The following is an 18,213-nucleotide window of genomic DNA, read 5'->3' on the forward strand; positions in this document are numbered from 1 at the left end:
GTCTTATCCGGCCTACAGGTACAGCGCAATCAAAGATCAAAAAGCGTCGTCGTATTACGATACAGCGCATCGGCAATCACCTCTTCAGGCTCCGGGCGCAATTCGCATAACACCTCAAACACTCTGACGGCCTGTTCCGGACGATTCGGCTGTCCCTGAAAACCGTTCAGCGGCATGTCCGGCGCATCCGTTTCCAGCAGTAAAGCGTCCAGTGGCAGTCGCGCCATGACGTCACGCGTTTTGCTGGCGCGAGGATACGTAATGGTGCCTCCCACGCCAATCTTATAGCCCAGTTGAACAAAGCGCTCGGCCTGTTGCAGGCTACCAGAGAAACCGTGAACCACGCCGGTTCGTGGTAAATTCTGACGCTTAAGATGCATCGCCAGCGTGTCGTGCGTGCGACGGGAGTGGAGGATCACCGGAAGATCATAACGTTTCGCCAGTTTCAGTTGCGCCTCCAGCAGGAACTCCTGCTTTGCGAACTGAGGATCGTCCCGGTAAAGATCCAGGCCAATCTCCCCTACCGCCACCACTTTCTGTGGGCGGTTATCCAGGATCTGTTGTAGCTGATCCAGACAGCCGTGAGCGTGATGTTCAATGACGATAGGGTGCAGACCGAGTGCGGCAAACAGCGGCGGGAACTGTTCCGCCAGCGCCAGCACGCGTGAGAAGTTCGCCGACTCCGTTGCCGGGACGATGATTTTCCCGACGCCAGCATCTGCAGCGCGCTGAATACTGGCCACTTCATCGCCGCAAAAAGGGGGGAAATCAAAATGACAGTGCGTATCGATAAAACACCTGGTCACGCCAGATCCTCACTGTTGAACGATGTGTCATTGGCCTGCGGCGCACCACTCACGGTTTTCACATGCGCATCGTTAGCTACCGGAGCGGCTGGCACCACCACCCTTCCGGGAACCACAATCTTCGGCGTATGGCGGATTAACGGCGGGTTTTCCGCCAGCAGTTTCCCCACCGTCGCCAGGAAATATCGCCCGCAAAGACGCCCGGTTTTGTAATCTTCACGCAGTGCCGGAATGCGACTTCCCAGCGCCATGCTTTGCAAAGGTTTTGGCGGGTAGATCTCAAAGATACGTAATTTTCCTGGCGGCTTTTCAATAAAGCGCTGAATTGCGCTGTAACTGGCTTCGTGATGCTTCACCAGATTGACCAACGGCTGCAAACTGCTTTCCCCCAGCCAGCGTTCCATGCGCTTAAACCACTGTGGCGTATAGTACATCTGCGAGGGGACGGTGCGGATCACCACCAGTGTTTTTGCCCCTTGCTTTGCTGCTTCACGAACAGGGATCGCATCGCTGACGCCGCCGTCCAGATAGCTGATACCATCAAGCTCGACGCCCGTTCGATAGAATCCTGGAATGGCGCTGGAGGCGCGAAGAAGATCGAGCCAGTTTTGTTTCGTTGGCGAAAAATAGACGGGCGAGTAGTCATCGCCGCGACAGGCGCACATGTAAAACTTTTTCCCCATTTCAAACAACTGCGACGCGTTATCCAGTGCCAGAGGCATCTGTCCGGCGCTCGACTCCACCAGCCAGTCGAGATCGATGAGATTTCCCCCGCGCACAAAGCGCACCGGATCAAAGAATTCGCGCTTCGTGGTGTAACGCATAATGATTTTGCGCCCATAGCCGGGCTGATTGCAGAGGTAAGCCGAGAGGTTTTGCGCCCCTGCGGAAGTGCCGAAGTAGAGATCAAAGGGGTTGAACTGCGCGCGCATGAACTCATCCAGCACCCCAGCGGTAAAAATCCCCCGCTGCCCTCCACCTTCGCACACCAGCGCCATGCTGCCCGGGCGGAATGTGTTGATTGTTAACGGCGCTATATTGCCGAGCGTGACGGGTATTCGCTGCCCCACCTCTGCCTTCCTGTTCTTTTTGTATTATAGAGCGACAAAGTAACGCAATTTTGCCTGTGCTAAAACCGTAAAAGCCAGTCCGCTAGACTGGCTTAGTATCAACAAAACGTTACGGATTAAGCGCTAGGGTCGTTTACGGCCCATAAACAGGCTGATCAGGAACAGGATAATCCCTACGACGAAGACTATTTTCGCCGCCCCTGCAGCGGTGCCGGCCAGTCCACCAAACCCCAAAGCGGCGGCAATTAACGCGATAACCAGAAATATAATGCCCCAACGAAACATAAGCCTCTCCTTTACCCTAGTTAATGTCGACCGCTTGAGATGAGCGCTCAGGCTGCTCATTTGCGATAGTTTGAGTGTGGTGCACAGTGCGCCTCCCGACAAAGTCAGGAGGGCAAATTACGAAGAATTACTGAGTTTTCAGATCATTTTTGACGCTTTTCACGCCATCAACCGCTTTGGCGATACTTTCAGCGCGCTCAATTTGCGCCTGAGAATCGACGGTACCGGAGAGCTGAACCACGCCATCGGTGGTCTCGACTTTCACTTTACGGGAGGGAACGGTGTCATCAGCCAGCAGCTTCGCTTTTATCTCGCTGGTGGTTGCCGTATCGCCTGCGTAGCCTTTCACGGAATCTGATTTGCTATCACGAACATGAAGTTTGTCGCTGACGGAGCTCACGCCCTCAATGCCTTTTGCAACTTTGACAGCTTCTTCTGCCTGCGCCTGGCTTTCGACAAACCCACTGAGGGTCACCACTTTCTGGTCGGTTTTGACGGAGATATCGGTGCTCTTAATGCTTTCGTGGTCCACCAGTGCGGCTTTCACTTTCGCAGTGATGGTGCTGTCATCCATGAAATTACCGACTTTATTCATAGAGCTATCGATCTTTTGCCCTGCGCTTTCAGCCCCGGATTGCGCCTTATCCATCGTAGAGGTTTCTGCAAACGCAGAGCCTGTCGCGACAGCGGAGGTCAACATAACGGCCAGCAGAGTTTTAGAAATCTTAAGTCTTGTCATAGTCATCGATTTATTCCTGTATGGTTTGCTCATAATTTGAGCTCAGGCAACACGAGGCTGCATTGCTGAATGTGGTGAAAATCACCCAGTTCAGAAGTCAATGGCAGAGATCACAATCAGCAACTCTTATGATGAAGCTCTGCCCTGGTACCTTCTGAGTCAGTTTTTAATATCGTAATTTAAATTTGTGACAGTTTTAACAACCAACATTCACAAACCAGGCAGTCGTAAAAACCGTAAAAAATGTCATCACTTTGTTAAATATAGATCACAATCGCAAAACCGCTTGCTGAAGCGGTTAAAAAACAGGCAATCATAAGGAAAACAGAGGGATTTAAGAACATTCCGCAACGGGGGAAGAAGAGGGAAAACGTCGCAGAGCGCGGAGATACCGCGCTCTGGAAGGCAGATTAGTGCTCGCGGGTTTTACGGAACCGAACGTCAGGGTAACGTTCCTGCGTCAGGTTCAGGTTGACCATCGTTGGGGCGATATAGGTGAGGTTATCACCACCATCCAGCGCCAGCTGGATTTCGTTTTTACGTTTGAACTCTTCGAATTTCTTCACGTCAGAACATTCGACCCAGCGTGCGGTCGCCACGTTCACCGATTCGTAAATCGCTTCTACGTTGTATTCACTCTTCAGACGCGCAACGACTACGTCAAACTGCAGCACACCGACCGCGCCGACGATCAGATCGTTGTTGGCGATAGGACGGAAGACCTGCACCGCGCCCTCTTCAGAGAGCTGGACCAGACCTTTCAGCAGCTGTTTTTGCTTGAGCGGATCTTTCAGGCGGATACGACGGAACAGTTCCGGCGCGAAGTTCGGGATACCCGTGAACTTCATCATTTCGCCCTGAGTGAAGGTATCGCCAATCTGGATGGTGCCGTGGTTGTGCAGACCGATGATGTCGCCAGGGTAGGCTTCTTCAACGTGTGAACGGTCGCCCGCCATAAAGGTCAGCGCATCGGAGATCACCACGTCTTTGCCAATACGTACCTGGCGCAGCTTCATGCCCTTTTCGTATTTACCTGAAACGACACGCATAAAAGCGACGCGGTCACGGTGTTTCGGGTCCATGTTGGCCTGAATTTTAAAGACGAAACCGGTGAATTTCTCTTCTGAGGCTTCCACCAGACGGGAGTCAGTTTTGCGCGGCATCGGTTGCGGCGCCCACTCCACCAGACCGTCCAGCATGTGATCCACGCCGAAGTTACCCAGTGCGGTACCGAAGAATACTGGGGTGATTTCGCCCGCCAGGAACAGCTCATGATCGAATTCGTGAGATGCGCCTTTGACCAGCTCCAGCTCATCGCGCAGCTGTTGCGCCAGCTCTTCACCGACTGCCGTATCCAGATCCGGGTTATCCAGACCTTTCACGATGCGCACTTCCTGGATGGTGTGACCTTTACCGGTCTGGTACAGATAGGTTTCGTCTTTATAGAGGTGGTAAACGCCCTTGAACAGCTTACCGCAGCCAATCGGCCAGGTAATTGGCGCACAGGCGATTTTCAGCTCGCGCTCCACTTCATCCATCACTTCCATCGGATCACGGATGTCACGGTCGAGTTTGTTCATAAAGGTGAGGATCGGCGTATCGCGCAGACGGGTCACTTCCATCAGCTTACGGGTACGGTCTTCTACACCTTTCGCGGCGTCAATCACCATCAGGCAGCAGTCCACCGCCGTCAGCGTACGATAAGTATCTTCCGAGAAGTCTTCGTGCCCGGGGGTGTCCAGCAGGTTAACGAGGCAGTCATGATACGGAAACTGCATCACAGAGGTGGTGATAGAAATACCACGCTGCTTTTCCATCTCCATCCAGTCTGATTTCGCATGCTGACTGGAGCCACGACCTTTTACCGTACCGGCGGTCTGGATAGCCTGTCCGAACAACAACACCTTTTCGGTGATGGTGGTTTTACCGGCATCCGGGTGAGAAATAATGGCAAAAGTGCGGCGTTTGGCCACCTCTTGCAGATAAGGAGACAACGTCATAGTCAAATCTTCTTAGGTAAGCACGGCTAAGGCCGCGCATGTTGAATACGAAAAATGCGGCTATTTTACCCATCAACAGGGGGGAGGCAATCAGTGTTTACACAGGAGCTGCTCCAGTTCGCTTAATGACGTCACCGTCCAGGTCGGTTCAATGCCTGCAGGCTGGTCACGATGATGTGCGTTCAACCAGCAGGTGGATAGCCCGGAATTGATACCACCCAGAATATCGGACTCTGCGGTATCGCCTACCATCAGCACGCGAGAACGGTCAGGATTGCCCGCCTGCTCCAGCGCATAATCAAAAATACGCGGGTCCGGTTTCGCCACGCCAACCTGCTCAGAAATGACCAACAGATCAAAATAGTCGCGCAGTCCTGTACGCTCAAGGCGAATTTGCTGCAACGCGGTAAATCCATTGGTAATAATGCCAATTTTCGTTTTACCGCGAATGGCGTTGAGCAGCGAGACAGCCCCCGGTAATGGCGAGCAAATTTCCGCCATCGCATTAATAAATGCGTCATTAAGCTGGCCCGACGGCACATTCAAACGTTCAGCCCAGTCCAGGAAACGCGCATGTTGCAACTGTAATGAGGTAATCGCACCGTTTTGATAATCCACCCACAGAGGTTTATTGACGGCCTGGTAGTCCTGAAAATCTTCAGCGGTAAAGGTCACGCTATAGTCGAGAAACATCCGCTGTAAGCCGGTGAAGGAATCGAACGTAAACAGCGTTTCATCGGCATCAAAGAAAATCCAGTCCCACTTCATCATTACACCTTGCCTCTTTTTTACATACTTATAGGAAGTGCCATTATGACGGCGTCCTCACGCCCGTCCGCCGTCGGATAATAGTTGCGGCGGATCGTTGCCTCGTTAAAGCCTAAGCTTTCATACAGCGCGATGGCGGCAACGTTAGAGGCGCGGACTTCCAGCCACAGCGTCAGAATGCCGCGTTTTTCCAGTTCATCAATGAGATGATCCAGCAGCGCCCGCCCCAATCCCCGACGTTGAAAATCCGGGTCTACGGCAATATTGAACAGCGTCGCTTCATCCAGTACGACCTGCGTAATGGCAAAAGCCGCCAGCCTCCCGTCTACCGTCAATTGATAGTTGAGGTAGCGCTCGCCCTGATTGCTGGCAAAAGTGTGTTCGCTCCACGGAAACGCATGGGCGCGTTTTTCAATCTGAAAGGCTGCGGGGAGATCAGTCGGATTGAGGGTAGAAATCGTGTTCATATGCGCAGATTTGTTGCCATAGTGCGGCGCGTGCCGTTGGGTTTACCCGTAATTCATTAAACGCAGGAGTTGAGACCTGTGCGCCTTCCAGTAACAGCGGTTCTTCAGTCCCCAGCCGCCAACTGTTGCAGCGACTTCCCTGCGGCAGCATCGTGACGCGGTCAGGCGCCAGTTGCAGTACCTGGTCCGGGCTGAGGGTCAACGCGCGTAAAATATCACTCACCAGCGGGTCGTTCAGCGCCGGTAAGTCCGCGGCAACCATGACCAGACGAACGTGTGCAGGAATTGAAATCGCGATCTCGCCCTGCAGCGCGCCAGGGCGGCGCAGCGACCACTGCGTAATGCCCAATTGCTGTAACTGCCAGTCTCGTCGGGATGTCATAGCGAAACGCTCCTGTCTGTCAGGGGCGCAAATATAGCAAATTCGTCGAAACTGCGCCAACAAACAACTATAATCGCCGCCTGGAACAATAGAGGAATTTTTCATGTCTGCTTTTACCCCGGCAAGTGAAGTCTTGCTACGTCACAGTGATGATTTCGAACAAAGCCGTATTCTGTTTGCCGGAGATTTGCAGGATGACCTGCCTGCCCGCTTCGAAAGTGCCGCCAGCCGCGTGCATACTCAACAGTTTCACCACTGGCAGGTGTTGAGCCGCCAGATGGGTGACAATGCGCGTTATAGCCTGGTGGCGGAAGCCAGCGATGTCGCCGACTGCGACACATTCATCTACTACTGGCCGAAGAACAAACCGGAAGCGCAGTTTCAGCTGATGAACATATTGTCACTGCTGCCTGTCGGCACGGACATTTTCGTGGTGGGTGAAAACCGTAGCGGTGTTCGCAGCGCAGAGCAGATGCTGGCCGAATACGCGCCGTTGAATAAAGTCGATAGCGCGCGCCGCTGCGGCCTGTACCACGGTCGTCTGGAAAAACAGCCGGTCTTTAGTGCCGACGCATTCTGGGGTGAATATACTTGCGAAGGGCTTACCATTAAAACCCTGCCTGGCGTGTTTAGCCGTGACGGTCTGGATGTCGGCAGCCAGCTTTTGCTCTCAACGTTGACGCCACACACCAAAGGCAAAGTTCTGGATGTTGGCTGTGGCGCTGGCGTGCTGTCTGCCGCATTAGCAAGCCACTCCCCGAAAGTGCGTCTGACCCTGTGTGATGTTTCCGCGCCTGCGGTTGAAGCCAGCCGCGCAACGCTTGCGGCGAACGGCATTGAAGGTGACGTATTTGCCAGCAATGTGTTCTCGGAAGTGACGGGTCGTTTTGACATGATCATCTCCAACCCGCCTTTCCATGATGGTGTACAGACCAGTCTTGACGCTGCACAAACGTTAATTCGCGGCGCCGTTCGCCATTTGAACAGCGGTGGAGAGCTGCGGATTGTCGCCAACGCCTTCCTGCCGTATCCGAAAGTGCTGGATGAGACATTTGGCTTCCACGAAGTCATCGCGCAAACTGGCCGCTTTAAGGTATACCGCACGGTGATGACCCGTCAGGCGAAGAAAGCCTGATTTACTGAATGTGAAGACCGGACCTGATGCTTGCGTCTGTCATCCGGTCGCCACAGGTCAGGCCATTTTTACAGCAATCAATTCATCCCACGTAATTAACTATTGACGAACAGCTGAAAACCACTAGAATGCGCCTCCGTGGTAGTGATTCTTTTTTTAAGAATCGATGGTATGCGAAGGTGGCGGAATTGGTAGACGCGCTAGCTTCAGGTGTTAGTGTCCTTACGGACGTGGGGGTTCAAGTCCCCCCCCTCGCACCATAATCCACGTTGATATTGCTCGCACTGGGCGAAGGTGGCGGAATTGGTAGACGCGCTAGCTTCAGGTGTTAGTGTTCTTACGGACGTGGGGGTTCAAGTCCCCCCCCTCGCACCAACGAGGCAATATCAAAAAGTAAGATAACTGTGCGAAGGTGGCGGAATTGGTAGACGCGCTAGCTTCAGGTGTTAGTGTCCTTACGGACGTGGGGGTTCAAGTCCCCCCCCTCGCACCAATTATCTTATTTCCCGCGCTGTTTTCTTCCCTCTGTGTTTTATCCCTGACTCGCGTTGATCACCACCAGTATAATGCCGCTCACCAGCGCAACACATGATGGCAGCAACACAAAGTGTCGTAACTGCTTGTGATATAACATCAATGAAGTCAGTAGCAATCCTGACACAATCATCGTTTTCCATGCTGCGAGAGACAGATCAGTAAACGCCAGCCCGGTAATAATCATTCCCGGCAACAATATCCCCCATCCACTGCCCAGCGCACGTTGCAACATGGTTTTACCTCTGACACCAATAATGATAATCAATATCATATGATATAATTTCTCATCTGTCAGCATACCGCATTCGTCGCATCCATGAGTTTTACTTAACGATAGATGACATAAATTTGGCAAGGTGATAAATTGCTCGCTGGTTAACTTACGAACACCATAAAACGTATACCTATGTGAGTTTCATCCTCGCACGTTATTTTTCACTTTAGCAATCCACTCAACGTATCCTGCAGATTAATAACGATATTCAGATATGACAGCACAATCCTGGCGATCACTGCGCACCAAGAAATATCAATTTTCACTCCGCCTGTTTCTGTTTCTTAACGCTGCATCGGCACTGTTTGCATTAGCATTTCCTCTTTTTGAGGTCAGCACACTTCCCGCCCCTGCGATTTTTATCGTTGCCGCAAGCACGCTGTTATTGGTCTGGCATGGAAAATACGCCGATAAAAAAATCAGTCTTCCAGTCGTATTCCTGATATTTGGCATACTGTGGGCGAGTCATATTGCAATGAAATACAGGATGTTAGGTCATAGTGATGACTCTTTTTTAATGATTTCCCTGCTGAGCGTGTTATTTATTGGCTCCATTGCTTTTGCTAACAACATCATCGCGTTTACGCTTCACTCGTTACCTTCGGTGTTTGTCTGCTTATGGCTTAATGGCCATGAGCACGGAATACGGATCCTCTATTTAATGGCCTTGCCGATGGCAGGTATTGCCATTCAGAATGTGATCCAAAAGCGCTATGACCGCTTTGCCCAACAGCTGATGTACAAATTGCTGGAAGAGAGGGAGACACTGAACGGTCTGAGCATGCTGGATCCGTTGACCGGTTTGTACAATCGTCGCGGTCTGCAAAATAAGCTGGATACCCTGCTAGCCCTGGACACCCGCGGGCACTACGTCTTACTTCTCGATATCGACCACTTCAAAGCCTACAACGATCATTACGGGCATATGATGGGCGATCAGGCGCTGATTCGCGTCTCTGCGGCTATTCGTGATGCCGTCCGTTCACGGGATATTGTCACCCGTTTTGGTGGCGAAGAATTCATGGTTCTGCTGACTGCTGCGGATCAACAACAGGCGCGAGTCACAGCCGAACAGATTCGCCAAAAAGTCTACGATCTCGAGATCCCGCATATGTTTAATGAGAGTACCGCGACAAATGTCACCATCAGCATCGGCATTGCGCCATTGGTCGATCAGGACATTGATGGCGCGATCTCCCGAGCCGATAAAGCGCTGTATGAAGCGAAAAACCAGGGGCGAAATAATACGCTGGTTTTCGATGAGCTCCCCCTCCCCTGATGGTTTAATCGTGCTACGCCGCAGAGGATAGCGACAAAGCACTTGCCATCGTTTCGCTCTATCGCTAGGATTCGTAATCATTATCATTTAGATTACTATCCAGATATAGCGCTATGGCCTATCGCTCTGCTCCCATTATTGAAGATGTCATCTGGCAAGCTCATCTCCCGTCGGGGGAGCCAACGCTTGCCGATGCTGTGCGTGAAACGATCGCGCAAACCCGCGAGCATCTACTGGAATTTATTCGTCTTGATGAACCCGCCCCGCAAGGCGTCATGACGCTGGCCCAGTGGTCTACTCCCAGCGCGTTAAGCTCTTTGCTGGCGATTTATTCCGATCACATCTATCGCAATCAACCCACACAGCCACGCGAAAATAAACCGCTGATTTCTCTGTGGGCGCAATGGTATATCGGACTGATGGTTCCCCCGCTGATGCTGGCCCTGCTCACTCAGGAAAAAGCCATTGATGTTTCTCCTGAATATGTCAGCGTTGAGTTTCATGAAACGGGACGGGCAGCCTGTTTCTGGGTTGACGTGCACCAGGATCACCAGGCGACGTTGCGTTCTCCCCAGCAACGCCTGGAAACGTTGATTCTTCGAGCGTTAATGCCCATCGTTCAGGCGCTGGAAGCTACCGGAGAGATTAATAGCAAACTCATCTGGAGCAACACCGGGTATTTGATCCACTGGTATCTGACAGAAATGAAACCGTTACTGGGAGAAGAGCTGTTGGCGACACTACGCCAGACCTGCTTTTTCGAGAAAAAGCTATCTGGTGGTGAAGATAACCCCCTGTGGCGAACTGTCGTTCCACGCGAAGGGCTTTTGGTGCGCAGAACCTGCTGCCAGCGCTATCGCCTTCCTGATGTTCAGCAGTGTGGTGACTGTACGTTAAAATAAGCAAGGAGCCATCGCCCCTTGCTTTTTCGCCTTATGCAACCTGCTGACTTTCCTCTTCCGTACGCTGAGCTTCTTCAGCTTCCTGCGCCAGCAACTGTTTCTCGTATACTTTGAAGAACGGGAAATAAATAATAGCGGACACTAACGCCAACACCACCACCAGCACTGCCGCACGATAATCCCAGCCTAATGCCCAGGCAGCCCCTACCGGCGCTGGTGCGGTCCACGGAACAACGGAAATCACGCGTCCAATCAAGTCGAGTTTCATAGCCGCCCAGGCCAGTATCGCGTTAACCATCGGCGCGAGCAGGAACGGAATAAAAAAGACCGGGTTCATCACAATCGGTGTACCGAAAATGACAGGCTCGTTAATGTTGAAAATGCTGGGAACCACACTCAAACGACCAATGGATCGCAGGTGGACAGAACGGCTACGCAGATAGCAAATCACCAGCCCCATTGTCGCACCGGACCCGCCCACAACAATAAAGAACGTCCAGAACGCTTCCATGAAGATGTGCGGCAGCGGTGCGCCCTGCGCCAACGCGGTCTGGTTCATCCCAAGATTGGTCAGCCAGAACATCTGCAGCATTCCGGAGACAATCGCGGCGCCATGTATCCCCGCAAACCACAACAGATGGCCAATCAATACCGCGAGCAAAATTGCCGGCAGGGAGTCAGCCGCTGAGACCAGTGGTTTAAAGATCGCCATGATGGCTTGTGGGATCAACATATCGAACTGCGACTGAATCAGCAGACTCAGTGGGTACAGCGTGAGGACAACCACCAACACCGGAATCAGCAGATCAAAAGAGTTTTTGATCATCGGGGGAACCTGATCCGGTAAGCGAATACCGATATTGTGCGCTTTCAGAAAACGCATCATTTCGACGCAGTAAATCGCCACCAGGATCGCGGTAAAAATACCGGTACCTCCGAGGCTGTCAACCGGCAGGGAGCCTTTCGTTTTTGGGGCAGCAATCAGTAAAAACGCCATGATCGAGAGCATTGCGCACATAAAAGGATCTAACTGATGCGACTTAACGTAGTGTTTCCCCAGGTTGTATGCGATGGCCGCGCAAATGTAGATGGACATGATCCCCATCGTCATATCAAACGGCGTGAGTATCTGACCTTCAAATTGCTTTGCCATATCCAGCCACGCACGGGCAAACCCCCAGGTGGTATCCGGAGAAAAAGGAGGATAGGCAAATACCAGTAGGAACGATCCGACAATCATAAACGGCATTGCCGAGATAAACCCATCGCGGATCGCCATCACGTGGCGCTGTGAGGATATACGCCCGGCAACGGGGCTAACATAGTTTTCAACAAACCGAAAAATCACATTAAACACAGCATGGTTGGTAGACATATCCGCTCTCCAGTCCGTCAAAACAACGTAGATATGCAGGCAGCAGCAACACCGCCACGTAAGAATCCATTACCACTTTTCGCAACCGTGCCGGAATAAATACCCGTGATACAGCGTAGAGAATTAAGTTTCATAGGTGGCTCTTATTATGTGATACAGAGGAAGTGACAATTTTAGTATTAATCTCTCCCACCCGTACCGCAACCGGTTACTGTAACCGGTTTCTGCGATTGTGAAGAGGATCTAATATTTGTGCATGTTACTGGATTGTTACTTTAAAATATTTACAGCGGTACTTTCCTTATGACAAATTACGCCACGCAGTTTTCCAAAGAACAGGGGCTGCTTACACCGCGTCAGGAGGAATGAATGAGTCTGCAATCTGTACGGCAATTTCTGGCCGAATATGCCCCCGATATTGAAATTATCGAATTAGATCAGAGCACAGCAACGGTTGAACTGGCTGCAAGAGCCCATAATGTGGAGCCGGGACAAATTGCAAAAACGCTTTCCCTAAAGGTGAAAGACAACATTATTTTGGTTGTCGCCAAAGGTGATGTCCGCCTGGACAATAAGAAGCTCAAAGAAACATTTGGGGCGAAAGCGCGTATGCTCAGTTTTGATGAGGTGGTGAGTGCAACAGGTCATCCGCCTGGCGGCGTCTGTCCTTTTGGTCTGGAAACGCCTCTGTCAGTCTATTGCGATGTCTCCCTCAGGCATTACACAGAGGTATTGCCTGCTGCTGGCGCAACGAATAGTGCAATAAGAATTGCACCTGAAAGGATGGCCGAGTTGACTTCAGCGACCTGGATTGATGTCTGTCAGTGATCCGCCGTCAAGTCTGAAGGATGCGCCTCGTTCGCCATTTCAGGTACACAGCGCTATGCCGTGTGTAGCGCTGAACGGGGGTCAAGGGCGCGCAGAGACAGCAAGATATCCGCCGCATCCAGCAATCCGGCATCAGAACTCACGCCCAGCTTGGACATCACATTAAATTTATGTGCCCGAATCGTTTTGATATTACGTTCAAGCTGCACGGCTATTTGAACCATCGAATAGCCGTGCGACATAAACCGTAAAATTTCACGCTCAGTAGGACTAATCATACGGCTCTGACTGGTAAACCAAAGATTGCTGCTGCTTTCCGTCACCCGACGTGCGCCATTCAGCGCTAAAGATAACTGTTCTTGTAAACTACTCAGCGGCGATGACTTACTTAATACACCATCCAGTTGCGAGGGTGACAGAGAGCCAATAAGACGGGCTTCATCATCGTCGTCGGCAATGACCAGTCTGCGCATACGCGGGAAATCGATCGCCAGTTCCGTCAGGCACGCTAACCCAACCCGACGATCTTCTCGTATTGCCGAAAGTGAGAAGATAACCGCAGAAAAAGGTGTATTAACCATCGCCGCTTTAAATTCAGACTGATTAGAAAAGAGATGAAGCTGATAGAGACATTCAGGATCTGAATTAAATAAACTCTTAATACCAATACTGCTCATTGCGCACTTTTCTACCAGTGCGACATTTCTCTTGATGATTCTTTTTTCCATTCCGTGGTATCTCCATATACTGAAGGTAAGTTCAGTTCTCTTGCTCCTTGAGAACTGTTAATCCATGCGTACATTTCGGCATTACTGTGTATGGACAAACGACGCATGGCACTGTTTTTCTGAGCACTGATGGTTTTATTACTCTTCTTCAACAACGTCGCTATTTGATTAATTCCCCAGCCTTTTCCGAGAAGCCGTAATACTTTACGCTCCGATAGCGTAAGAACCATCGACTGCCCACCATATTCCGTCATCTCTTGCAGTGTCGGAAACATCAGCGCTTTACTGATTCGCTCAGCGCTATAATTGCCTGAACGAATGGCATTAATCACGCTTTCGACCGGATCCTCATCAGAGAGCAACGTCGTTGCAGGTCCCATCAATAGCTCAACGGCCGAAGGATAGTAAGTGCGGGAAACGAGAAAAATCCAATGAATATCACGATATTGCGTTAATAGCGTATAAAACTGTTCACAAACAACACGAGGTTGATTGCACTCCCCCGTTAAATCAACCAACACCAGTTCAGAGCGGCGCAGTTGCATCAACGTGAGCTCTTCGACTGAACGGCAGAATGTTAACTCATGATCGGGAAAGTGACCCAGAAAGACGCCTCTTAGTCCGGCCTGGATAACGGGTATTTTACTGATAACAATTCCATTTTTGTAGCGTCCTGGCAACATATTCCCTCCATATTCACATCCTTTCTTATTTCCACCTCAATTAATAAACCAAACATATAAATAGCGAGATGAAATTAAAATTAATTAACAATGTGAATTATTCCATTATTTTATTTTTATACATTGTGACTGCGACCATACCAGAACCCACATAGTATAAGATCCTCTGAACATTATCACATAGTGTTTTATAAAAACAATTCCCGCACAATTAAATTAACCAAATTTAATTGTGCGGGAATTTAAGGTGAATTAATTTCGTTTAATAAATTCACAATATGTATTTGGCAACATCTACTTATCTTCCCTTATGAATAAAGAGTAAATCTGCCACATCAGTAATCCCCATATAATCATAATGCTAGCAACAGGCGGGTGCGGAATATCGTCGGTGTACTTCACGTCACCCCTCCTCATTGACACAACCTGATCAATGCACTGCAATGATGAGTCTAATCGCAAAACGGAGGGCGACACGGTTCAAATGTTCAAACCCATCGCCCTGACGTTTTTTTCAACACAAAGATTGATCCGGGCCAGAGCCAACGGACTCATACTTCGTGTTACAAAGAAGACTTTGTCATTTTTACCCGTCTTTTCAATCAGGGCGAGTCATGCAAACAGAGCAGTTGTTACAACGAACGGTTACACGGTTATGTATTCAATGCGGGCTTTTTTTATTGCAGCACGGGGCAGAAAGCGCACTGGTTGATGAACTTTCTACGCGTCTGGGTCTGGCGCTAGGGATGGACAGCGTAGAAAGCGCCATCTCTTCTAACGCCATCGTTCTCACCACCATTAAAGACGGCCACTGTCTGACGTCGACACGGAAGAATCAGGATCGTGGCATTAATATGCACGTTGTCACCGAAGTTCAACACATTGTGATTCTGGCCGAACACAAACTCCTGGACTGCCGGGGAGTCGAGAAGCGTTTTAGCCAAATAAGACCGCTGCGTTATCCGCGATGGCTGGTGGCTCTCATGGTCGGACTTTCCTGCGCCTGTTTCTGCAAATTGAATAAGGGCGGATGGGACGGCGCCGTGATCACCTTTTTCGCCAGTATGGTGGCCATGTATATCCGTCAGTTTCTGGCGCACCGACATCTCCACCCACAAATCAACTTTTGCATTACCGCCTTTGTTGCCACAACCATCTCCGGTCTGTTACTGCGTCTGGATACGTTCAGCCAAACGCCGACCATCGCGATGGCGGCCAGCGTACTGCTGCTGGTACCGGGATTTCCGTTAATCAACTCTGTCGCAGATATGTTTAAAGGTCACATTAATACCGGACTGGCGCGCTGGGCGATCGCCAGCCTGTTAACACTGGCAACCTGTGTAGGCGTCGTGATGGCTTTAACCTTATGGGGGCTTCGCGGATGGGTGTAATTGAGTTCGTTCTTGCTCTTATGCAGGACATGATTTTGTCGGCAATCCCTGCCGTCGGGTTTGCGATGGTCTTTAACGTTCCACACCGGGCGCTGCCCTGGTGCGCCCTGCTGGGTGCACTAGGTCACGGTTCACGAATGGCGATGATGACCGCCGGATTTAACATTGAATGGTCGACCTTTATGGCGTCGCTGTTGGTCGGCAGCATCGGTATCCAGTGGTCGCGCTGGTATCTGGCGCACCCGAAGGTCTTCACCGTCGCGGCAGTTATCCCGATGTTCCCGGGGATCTCCGCCTACACGGCGATGATTTCCGCCGTTAAGATCGGCCATTTTGGCTACAGCGATCCTCTGATGATCACCTTGCTGACCAATTTCCTGAAAGCCTCATCCATTGTCGGCGCGCTCTCCATCGGGCTTTCCGTGCCGGGGCTTTGGCTGTACCGCAAACGCCCACGCGTTTGATTCCCCCTCCTCTGGAATCACTTTGCGAATAAGAGGCGGTGACCCCGCCTCCCTGCCGCTTCTGGTCATCGGTGTGTTACTATAAAAACAGTCTCCCTTCTCGGTTGTTGTTCCGTATTGAGAAACATTATGTCTTGCAGAATTTTAACCCCAGACGTCATCGGTATTGACGCATTAGTCCACGATCACAACGCCGTGCTGGCGAAATCGGCTGGCGGCGCGGTCGCGGTATTTGCCAATAACGTGCCCGCATTTTATGCCGTCACGCCTGCCCGTCTGGCAGAATTGCTGGCGCTGGAAGAAAAACTGTCGCGCCCGGGAAGCGACATCACGCTGGACGCGCAGTTTTACGAAGAACCGCAGGCCGCACCCGTTGCGGTACCGATGGGGAAATTTGCGATGTATCCAGCCTGGCAACCGGACGCCGACTTCCAGCGTCAGGCGGCATTATGGGGCATCGCGTTACGAGAGCCGGCGACAGCGGAAGAGCTGGCGTCATTTGTGGCTTACTGGCAGGCGGAAGGCAAGGTCTTTCACCATGTTCAGTGGCAGCAAAAGCTGGCGCGCAGTCTCCAGATTGGCCGGTCCAGCAATGGCGGGATGCCCAAACGTGATGTGAATAGCATTAGCGAACCTGACAACCACATTCCACCGGGATTTAGAGGGTAACGATGAAAAACGTTGGCGATCTGATGAAACGTCTGCAAAAAATGATGCCGGCGAATGTAGTGCCTGCGTTTAAAACAGGCGAAGAGCTGCTGGCATGGCAGAAAGAGCAGGGCGAAATTCGCGCTGCCGCGCTGGCCCGTGAAAACCGTGCAATGAAAATGCAGCGTACATTCAACCGTTCCGGGATCCGCCCGTTACATCAAAACTGCTCGTTCGAAAACTATCGGGTCGAGTGCGACGGCCAAATGAACGCACTCAGCAAAGCCCGACAGTATGTAGAAGAGTTCGATGGCAACATCGCCAGTTTTATCTTCTCGGGTAAACCCGGCACCGGAAAAAACCACCTTGCGGCGGCAATCTGCAACGAGCTGCTGCTGCGGGGAAAATCAGTCCTGATCATTACCGTCGCCGATATTATGTCAGCGATGAAAGAGACCTTCACGAATCGTGAAACCAGTGAAGAACAGCTGCTCAACGACCTGAGCAATGTCGATCTGCTGGTGATCGACGAAATTGGCGTACAAACCGAATCTCGCTACGAAAAAGTGATCATCAATCAGATCGTCGATCGTCGCTCATCCTCAAAACGCCCTACCGGCATGCTGACCAACAGCAACATGGAAGAGATGAGCAAATTGCTCGGCGAGCGTGTGATGGATCGTATGCGTTTGGGCAACAGTTTGTGGGTAAATTTCAACTGGGATAGCTATCGTAGCCGTGTGACCGGAAAAGAGTATTAAGACCATTCTTAATACGAGCAGCGCTATACTTTCGCTGAAAAGGCACATACGAGTTACCATTATGAAAACAACAAAACGCATTCTGCGCTGCGCGATCGCCGCCAGCGCACTCATCTCCACCAGCATTTTCGCATCATCCTGGCAGGATTCGCTCTCCAGCGCGGCCAACGAACTCACCAAAAGCACCACCTCAGGACAAAGCAGCACGTCGCTTTCCTCCCTCACCAGTCTGTTAAATGGCAGCACTGACGCCTTGAGCGCCAGCAACATGAACAACGCGGCGGGGATTTTGCAGTATTGCGCCAAACAAAAACTCGCGTCCGCGACCGATGCGGAAAACGTCAAAAATCAGGTTCTGGATAAACTGGGCCTGAGCGCAAACGAGCAAAAACAGGATACCAACTATATGGACGGTATTCAGGGTTTGCTGAACACCAAAGACGGCCAGCAGTTGAATCTGAGCAACATAGGCAGCACGCCGCTGGCGGAGCAAGTTAAGACCAAAGCCTGCGATTTGGTACTTAAGCAAGGCATGAGTTTCATTTCCTAATCGCTCCACACGCCGCGTTTTAGCGCCTGGGCAAGAAACGCGGCCTTAATCCTCTCTTTTCTCCCCTCACCCCTTGATACACGCCGGAATCGCGGGAAGTGATGGCGATCAAAATATACGCTTTCTAAACCAATTCTGAAT

Annotated in this window: 21 protein-coding genes and 3 tRNA genes; 12 read left to right on the forward strand and 12 right to left on the reverse strand. The window is 51.2% G+C overall.

The window, feature by feature from the left end:
* Nucleotides 1-29: 29 nt before the first annotated feature.
* From JM656_RS18395 to JM656_RS18430, 8 genes are all read right to left on the reverse strand, one after another.
* Nucleotides 30-806, reverse strand: coding sequence for a metal-dependent hydrolase (locus tag JM656_RS18395; RefSeq protein WP_203359006.1), 777 nt, complete (start codon nucleotides 804-806; stop codon nucleotides 30-32).
* Nucleotides 803-1,876 (reverse strand): patatin family protein, encoded by a 1,074-nt coding sequence (locus JM656_RS18400; RefSeq protein ID WP_203359007.1) that lies wholly within the window; start codon nucleotides 1,874-1,876, stop codon nucleotides 803-805. Before JM656_RS18400 ends, JM656_RS18395 begins: the two co-directional genes overlap by 4 nt.
* A gap of 123 nt (nucleotides 1,877-1,999) precedes the next feature.
* Nucleotides 2,000-2,161: a DUF1328 domain-containing protein gene (locus tag JM656_RS18405; protein ID WP_162380798.1), complete on the reverse strand. Its 162-nt coding sequence runs from the start codon at nucleotides 2,159-2,161 to the stop codon at nucleotides 2,000-2,002.
* Nucleotides 2,162-2,288: 127 nt separating this feature from the next.
* On the reverse strand, nucleotides 2,289-2,906 hold the full coding sequence (osmY, locus tag JM656_RS18410; protein ID WP_192610976.1) for a molecular chaperone OsmY: 618 nt from the start codon (nucleotides 2,904-2,906) through the stop codon (nucleotides 2,289-2,291).
* A 404-nt stretch (nucleotides 2,907-3,310) separates the two neighbouring features.
* Nucleotides 3,311-4,900 carry a peptide chain release factor 3 gene (gene prfC / locus JM656_RS18415; RefSeq protein WP_203359008.1) on the reverse strand — a complete coding sequence of 530 codons (1,590 nt, stop codon included), beginning with the start codon at nucleotides 4,898-4,900 and terminating at the stop codon, nucleotides 3,311-3,313.
* Between the two features lie 90 nt (nucleotides 4,901-4,990).
* Nucleotides 4,991-5,668 carry a pyrimidine 5'-nucleotidase gene (yjjG, locus tag JM656_RS18420; protein WP_203361323.1) on the reverse strand — a complete coding sequence of 226 codons (678 nt, stop codon included), beginning with the start codon at nucleotides 5,666-5,668 and terminating at the stop codon, nucleotides 4,991-4,993.
* Between the two features lie 20 nt (nucleotides 5,669-5,688).
* A complete protein-coding gene (gene rimI, locus JM656_RS18425; RefSeq protein WP_203359009.1) occupies nucleotides 5,689-6,135 on the reverse strand; it encodes a ribosomal protein S18-alanine N-acetyltransferase in 447 nt (148 codons plus the stop codon).
* Complete coding sequence (locus JM656_RS18430; protein ID WP_203359010.1) at nucleotides 6,104-6,517, reverse strand: DNA polymerase III subunit psi; 414 nt, start codon at nucleotides 6,515-6,517, stop codon at nucleotides 6,104-6,106. Before JM656_RS18430 ends, rimI begins: the two co-directional genes overlap by 32 nt.
* A 103-nt stretch (nucleotides 6,518-6,620) precedes the next feature.
* Here JM656_RS18430 and rsmC point away from each other — a divergent pair, with 103 nt between their 5' ends.
* The 4 genes from rsmC (at nucleotide 6,621) to JM656_RS18450 (ending at nucleotide 8,145) form a co-directional block, all read left to right on the forward strand.
* Entirely contained in the window at nucleotides 6,621-7,652 is a 1,032-nt protein-coding gene (gene rsmC, locus JM656_RS18435; protein WP_203359011.1) for a 16S rRNA (guanine(1207)-N(2))-methyltransferase RsmC, read from the forward strand.
* Nucleotides 7,653-7,825: 173 nt separating this feature from the next.
* Nucleotides 7,826-7,912 (forward strand) — tRNA-Leu (locus tag JM656_RS18440).
* A 28-nt stretch (nucleotides 7,913-7,940) separates the two neighbouring features.
* Nucleotides 7,941-8,027 (forward strand) — tRNA-Leu (locus JM656_RS18445).
* 31 nt (nucleotides 8,028-8,058) lie between these two features.
* A tRNA-Leu gene (locus JM656_RS18450) sits at nucleotides 8,059-8,145 on the forward strand.
* Nucleotides 8,146-8,184: 39 nt separating this feature from the next.
* Here JM656_RS18450 and JM656_RS18455 read toward each other — a convergent pair.
* Nucleotides 8,185-8,460, reverse strand: coding sequence for a DUF1435 domain-containing protein (locus tag JM656_RS18455; protein ID WP_203361324.1), 276 nt, complete (start codon nucleotides 8,458-8,460; stop codon nucleotides 8,185-8,187).
* A 217-nt stretch (nucleotides 8,461-8,677) separates the two neighbouring features.
* Here JM656_RS18455 and JM656_RS18460 point away from each other — a divergent pair, with 217 nt between their 5' ends.
* Nucleotides 8,678-9,742, forward strand: coding sequence for a GGDEF domain-containing protein (locus JM656_RS18460; RefSeq protein WP_203359012.1), 1,065 nt, complete (start codon nucleotides 8,678-8,680; stop codon nucleotides 9,740-9,742).
* Between the two features lie 113 nt (nucleotides 9,743-9,855).
* Nucleotides 9,856-10,644, forward strand: coding sequence for a siderophore-iron reductase FhuF (gene fhuF / locus JM656_RS18465; protein ID WP_203359013.1), 789 nt, complete (start codon nucleotides 9,856-9,858; stop codon nucleotides 10,642-10,644).
* 31 nt (nucleotides 10,645-10,675) lie between these two features.
* On the opposite strand, the gene JM656_RS18470 is transcribed toward fhuF, so the two are convergent.
* A complete protein-coding gene (locus JM656_RS18470; RefSeq protein WP_203359014.1) occupies nucleotides 10,676-12,019 on the reverse strand; it encodes a PTS sugar transporter subunit IIC in 1,344 nt (447 codons plus the stop codon).
* 369 nt (nucleotides 12,020-12,388) lie between these two features.
* Between JM656_RS18470 and JM656_RS18475 the strand changes: the two genes are divergently transcribed.
* On the forward strand, nucleotides 12,389-12,847 hold the full coding sequence (locus JM656_RS18475; protein ID WP_203359015.1) for a YbaK/EbsC family protein: 459 nt from the start codon (nucleotides 12,389-12,391) through the stop codon (nucleotides 12,845-12,847).
* Between the two features lie 53 nt (nucleotides 12,848-12,900).
* Here JM656_RS18475 and bglJ read toward each other — a convergent pair whose 3' ends face one another.
* Together bglJ and JM656_RS18485 are read right to left on the reverse strand one after the other, a co-directional pair.
* The gene (gene bglJ, locus JM656_RS18480) at nucleotides 12,901-13,575 is read right to left on the reverse strand and encodes a DNA-binding transcriptional activator BglJ (protein WP_203359016.1); all 675 of its coding nucleotides are present in this window, start codon (nucleotides 13,573-13,575) and stop codon (nucleotides 12,901-12,903) included.
* A complete protein-coding gene (locus JM656_RS18485; RefSeq protein ID WP_203359017.1) occupies nucleotides 13,536-14,258 on the reverse strand; it encodes a response regulator transcription factor in 723 nt (240 codons plus the stop codon). The genes bglJ and JM656_RS18485 overlap by 40 nt, the downstream gene beginning before the upstream one ends.
* Before the next feature lie 614 nt (nucleotides 14,259-14,872).
* Between JM656_RS18485 and JM656_RS18490 the strand changes: the two genes are divergently transcribed.
* The 5 genes from JM656_RS18490 (at nucleotide 14,873) to JM656_RS18510 (ending at nucleotide 18,072) form a co-directional block, all read left to right on the forward strand.
* Nucleotides 14,873-15,649, forward strand: coding sequence for a threonine/serine exporter ThrE family protein (locus tag JM656_RS18490; RefSeq protein WP_203359018.1), 777 nt, complete (start codon nucleotides 14,873-14,875; stop codon nucleotides 15,647-15,649).
* Nucleotides 15,640-16,113: a threonine/serine exporter gene (locus JM656_RS18495; RefSeq protein WP_162380784.1), complete on the forward strand. Its 474-nt coding sequence runs from the start codon at nucleotides 15,640-15,642 to the stop codon at nucleotides 16,111-16,113. The genes JM656_RS18490 and JM656_RS18495 overlap by 10 nt, the downstream gene beginning before the upstream one ends.
* A gap of 129 nt (nucleotides 16,114-16,242) precedes the next feature.
* Nucleotides 16,243-16,782: a primosomal protein DnaT gene (dnaT, locus tag JM656_RS18500; RefSeq protein WP_203359019.1), complete on the forward strand. Its 540-nt coding sequence runs from the start codon at nucleotides 16,243-16,245 to the stop codon at nucleotides 16,780-16,782.
* A 2-nt stretch (nucleotides 16,783-16,784) separates the two neighbouring features.
* The gene (gene dnaC, locus JM656_RS18505) at nucleotides 16,785-17,522 is read left to right on the forward strand and encodes a DNA replication protein DnaC (RefSeq protein ID WP_192610962.1); all 738 of its coding nucleotides are present in this window, start codon (nucleotides 16,785-16,787) and stop codon (nucleotides 17,520-17,522) included.
* Nucleotides 17,523-17,580: 58 nt separating this feature from the next.
* Nucleotides 17,581-18,072 (forward strand): DUF2501 domain-containing protein, encoded by a 492-nt coding sequence (locus JM656_RS18510; RefSeq protein ID WP_203361325.1) that lies wholly within the window; start codon nucleotides 17,581-17,583, stop codon nucleotides 18,070-18,072.
* Nucleotides 18,073-18,213: the final 141 nt, after the last annotated feature.

Source organism: Citrobacter sp. R56, from assembly GCF_016811995.1.
Classification (GTDB): domain Bacteria; phylum Pseudomonadota; class Gammaproteobacteria; order Enterobacterales; family Enterobacteriaceae; genus Citrobacter_D; species Citrobacter_D enshiensis.

What these genes read in the sequence shown, in the direction of transcription:
- JM656_RS18495 (WP_162380784.1), top strand. Translation starts at nt 15,640, where the DNA reads ATGGGTGTAATTGAGTTCGTTCTTGCTCTTATGCAGGACATGATTTTG.
- bglJ (WP_203359016.1), bottom strand. Translation starts at nt 13,575, where the DNA reads ATGGAAAAAAGAATCATCAAGAGAAATGTCGCACTGGTAGAAAAGTGC.
- JM656_RS18475 (WP_203359015.1), top strand. Translation starts at nt 12,389, where the DNA reads ATGAGTCTGCAATCTGTACGGCAATTTCTGGCCGAATATGCCCCCGAT.
- rsmC (WP_203359011.1), top strand. Translation starts at nt 6,621, where the DNA reads ATGTCTGCTTTTACCCCGGCAAGTGAAGTCTTGCTACGTCACAGTGAT.
- JM656_RS18470 (WP_203359014.1), bottom strand. Translation starts at nt 12,019, where the DNA reads ATGTCTACCAACCATGCTGTGTTTAATGTGATTTTTCGGTTTGTTGAA.
- JM656_RS18455 (WP_203361324.1), bottom strand. Translation starts at nt 8,460, where the DNA reads ATGATATTGATTATCATTATTGGTGTCAGAGGTAAAACCATGTTGCAA.
- osmY (WP_192610976.1), bottom strand. Translation starts at nt 2,906, where the DNA reads ATGACTATGACAAGACTTAAGATTTCTAAAACTCTGCTGGCCGTTATG.
- fhuF (WP_203359013.1), top strand. Translation starts at nt 9,856, where the DNA reads ATGGCCTATCGCTCTGCTCCCATTATTGAAGATGTCATCTGGCAAGCT.
- JM656_RS18485 (WP_203359017.1), bottom strand. Translation starts at nt 14,258, where the DNA reads ATGTTGCCAGGACGCTACAAAAATGGAATTGTTATCAGTAAAATACCC.
- yjjG (WP_203361323.1), bottom strand. Translation starts at nt 5,668, where the DNA reads ATGAAGTGGGACTGGATTTTCTTTGATGCCGATGAAACGCTGTTTACG.
- JM656_RS18490 (WP_203359018.1), top strand. Translation starts at nt 14,873, where the DNA reads ATGCAAACAGAGCAGTTGTTACAACGAACGGTTACACGGTTATGTATT.
- dnaT (WP_203359019.1), top strand. Translation starts at nt 16,243, where the DNA reads ATGTCTTGCAGAATTTTAACCCCAGACGTCATCGGTATTGACGCATTA.
- dnaC (WP_192610962.1), top strand. Translation starts at nt 16,785, where the DNA reads ATGAAAAACGTTGGCGATCTGATGAAACGTCTGCAAAAAATGATGCCG.
- rimI (WP_203359009.1), bottom strand. Translation starts at nt 6,135, where the DNA reads ATGAACACGATTTCTACCCTCAATCCGACTGATCTCCCCGCAGCCTTT.
- JM656_RS18405 (WP_162380798.1), bottom strand. Translation starts at nt 2,161, where the DNA reads ATGTTTCGTTGGGGCATTATATTTCTGGTTATCGCGTTAATTGCCGCC.
- prfC (WP_203359008.1), bottom strand. Translation starts at nt 4,900, where the DNA reads ATGACGTTGTCTCCTTATCTGCAAGAGGTGGCCAAACGCCGCACTTTT.
- JM656_RS18460 (WP_203359012.1), top strand. Translation starts at nt 8,678, where the DNA reads ATGACAGCACAATCCTGGCGATCACTGCGCACCAAGAAATATCAATTT.
- JM656_RS18430 (WP_203359010.1), bottom strand. Translation starts at nt 6,517, where the DNA reads ATGACATCCCGACGAGACTGGCAGTTACAGCAATTGGGCATTACGCAG.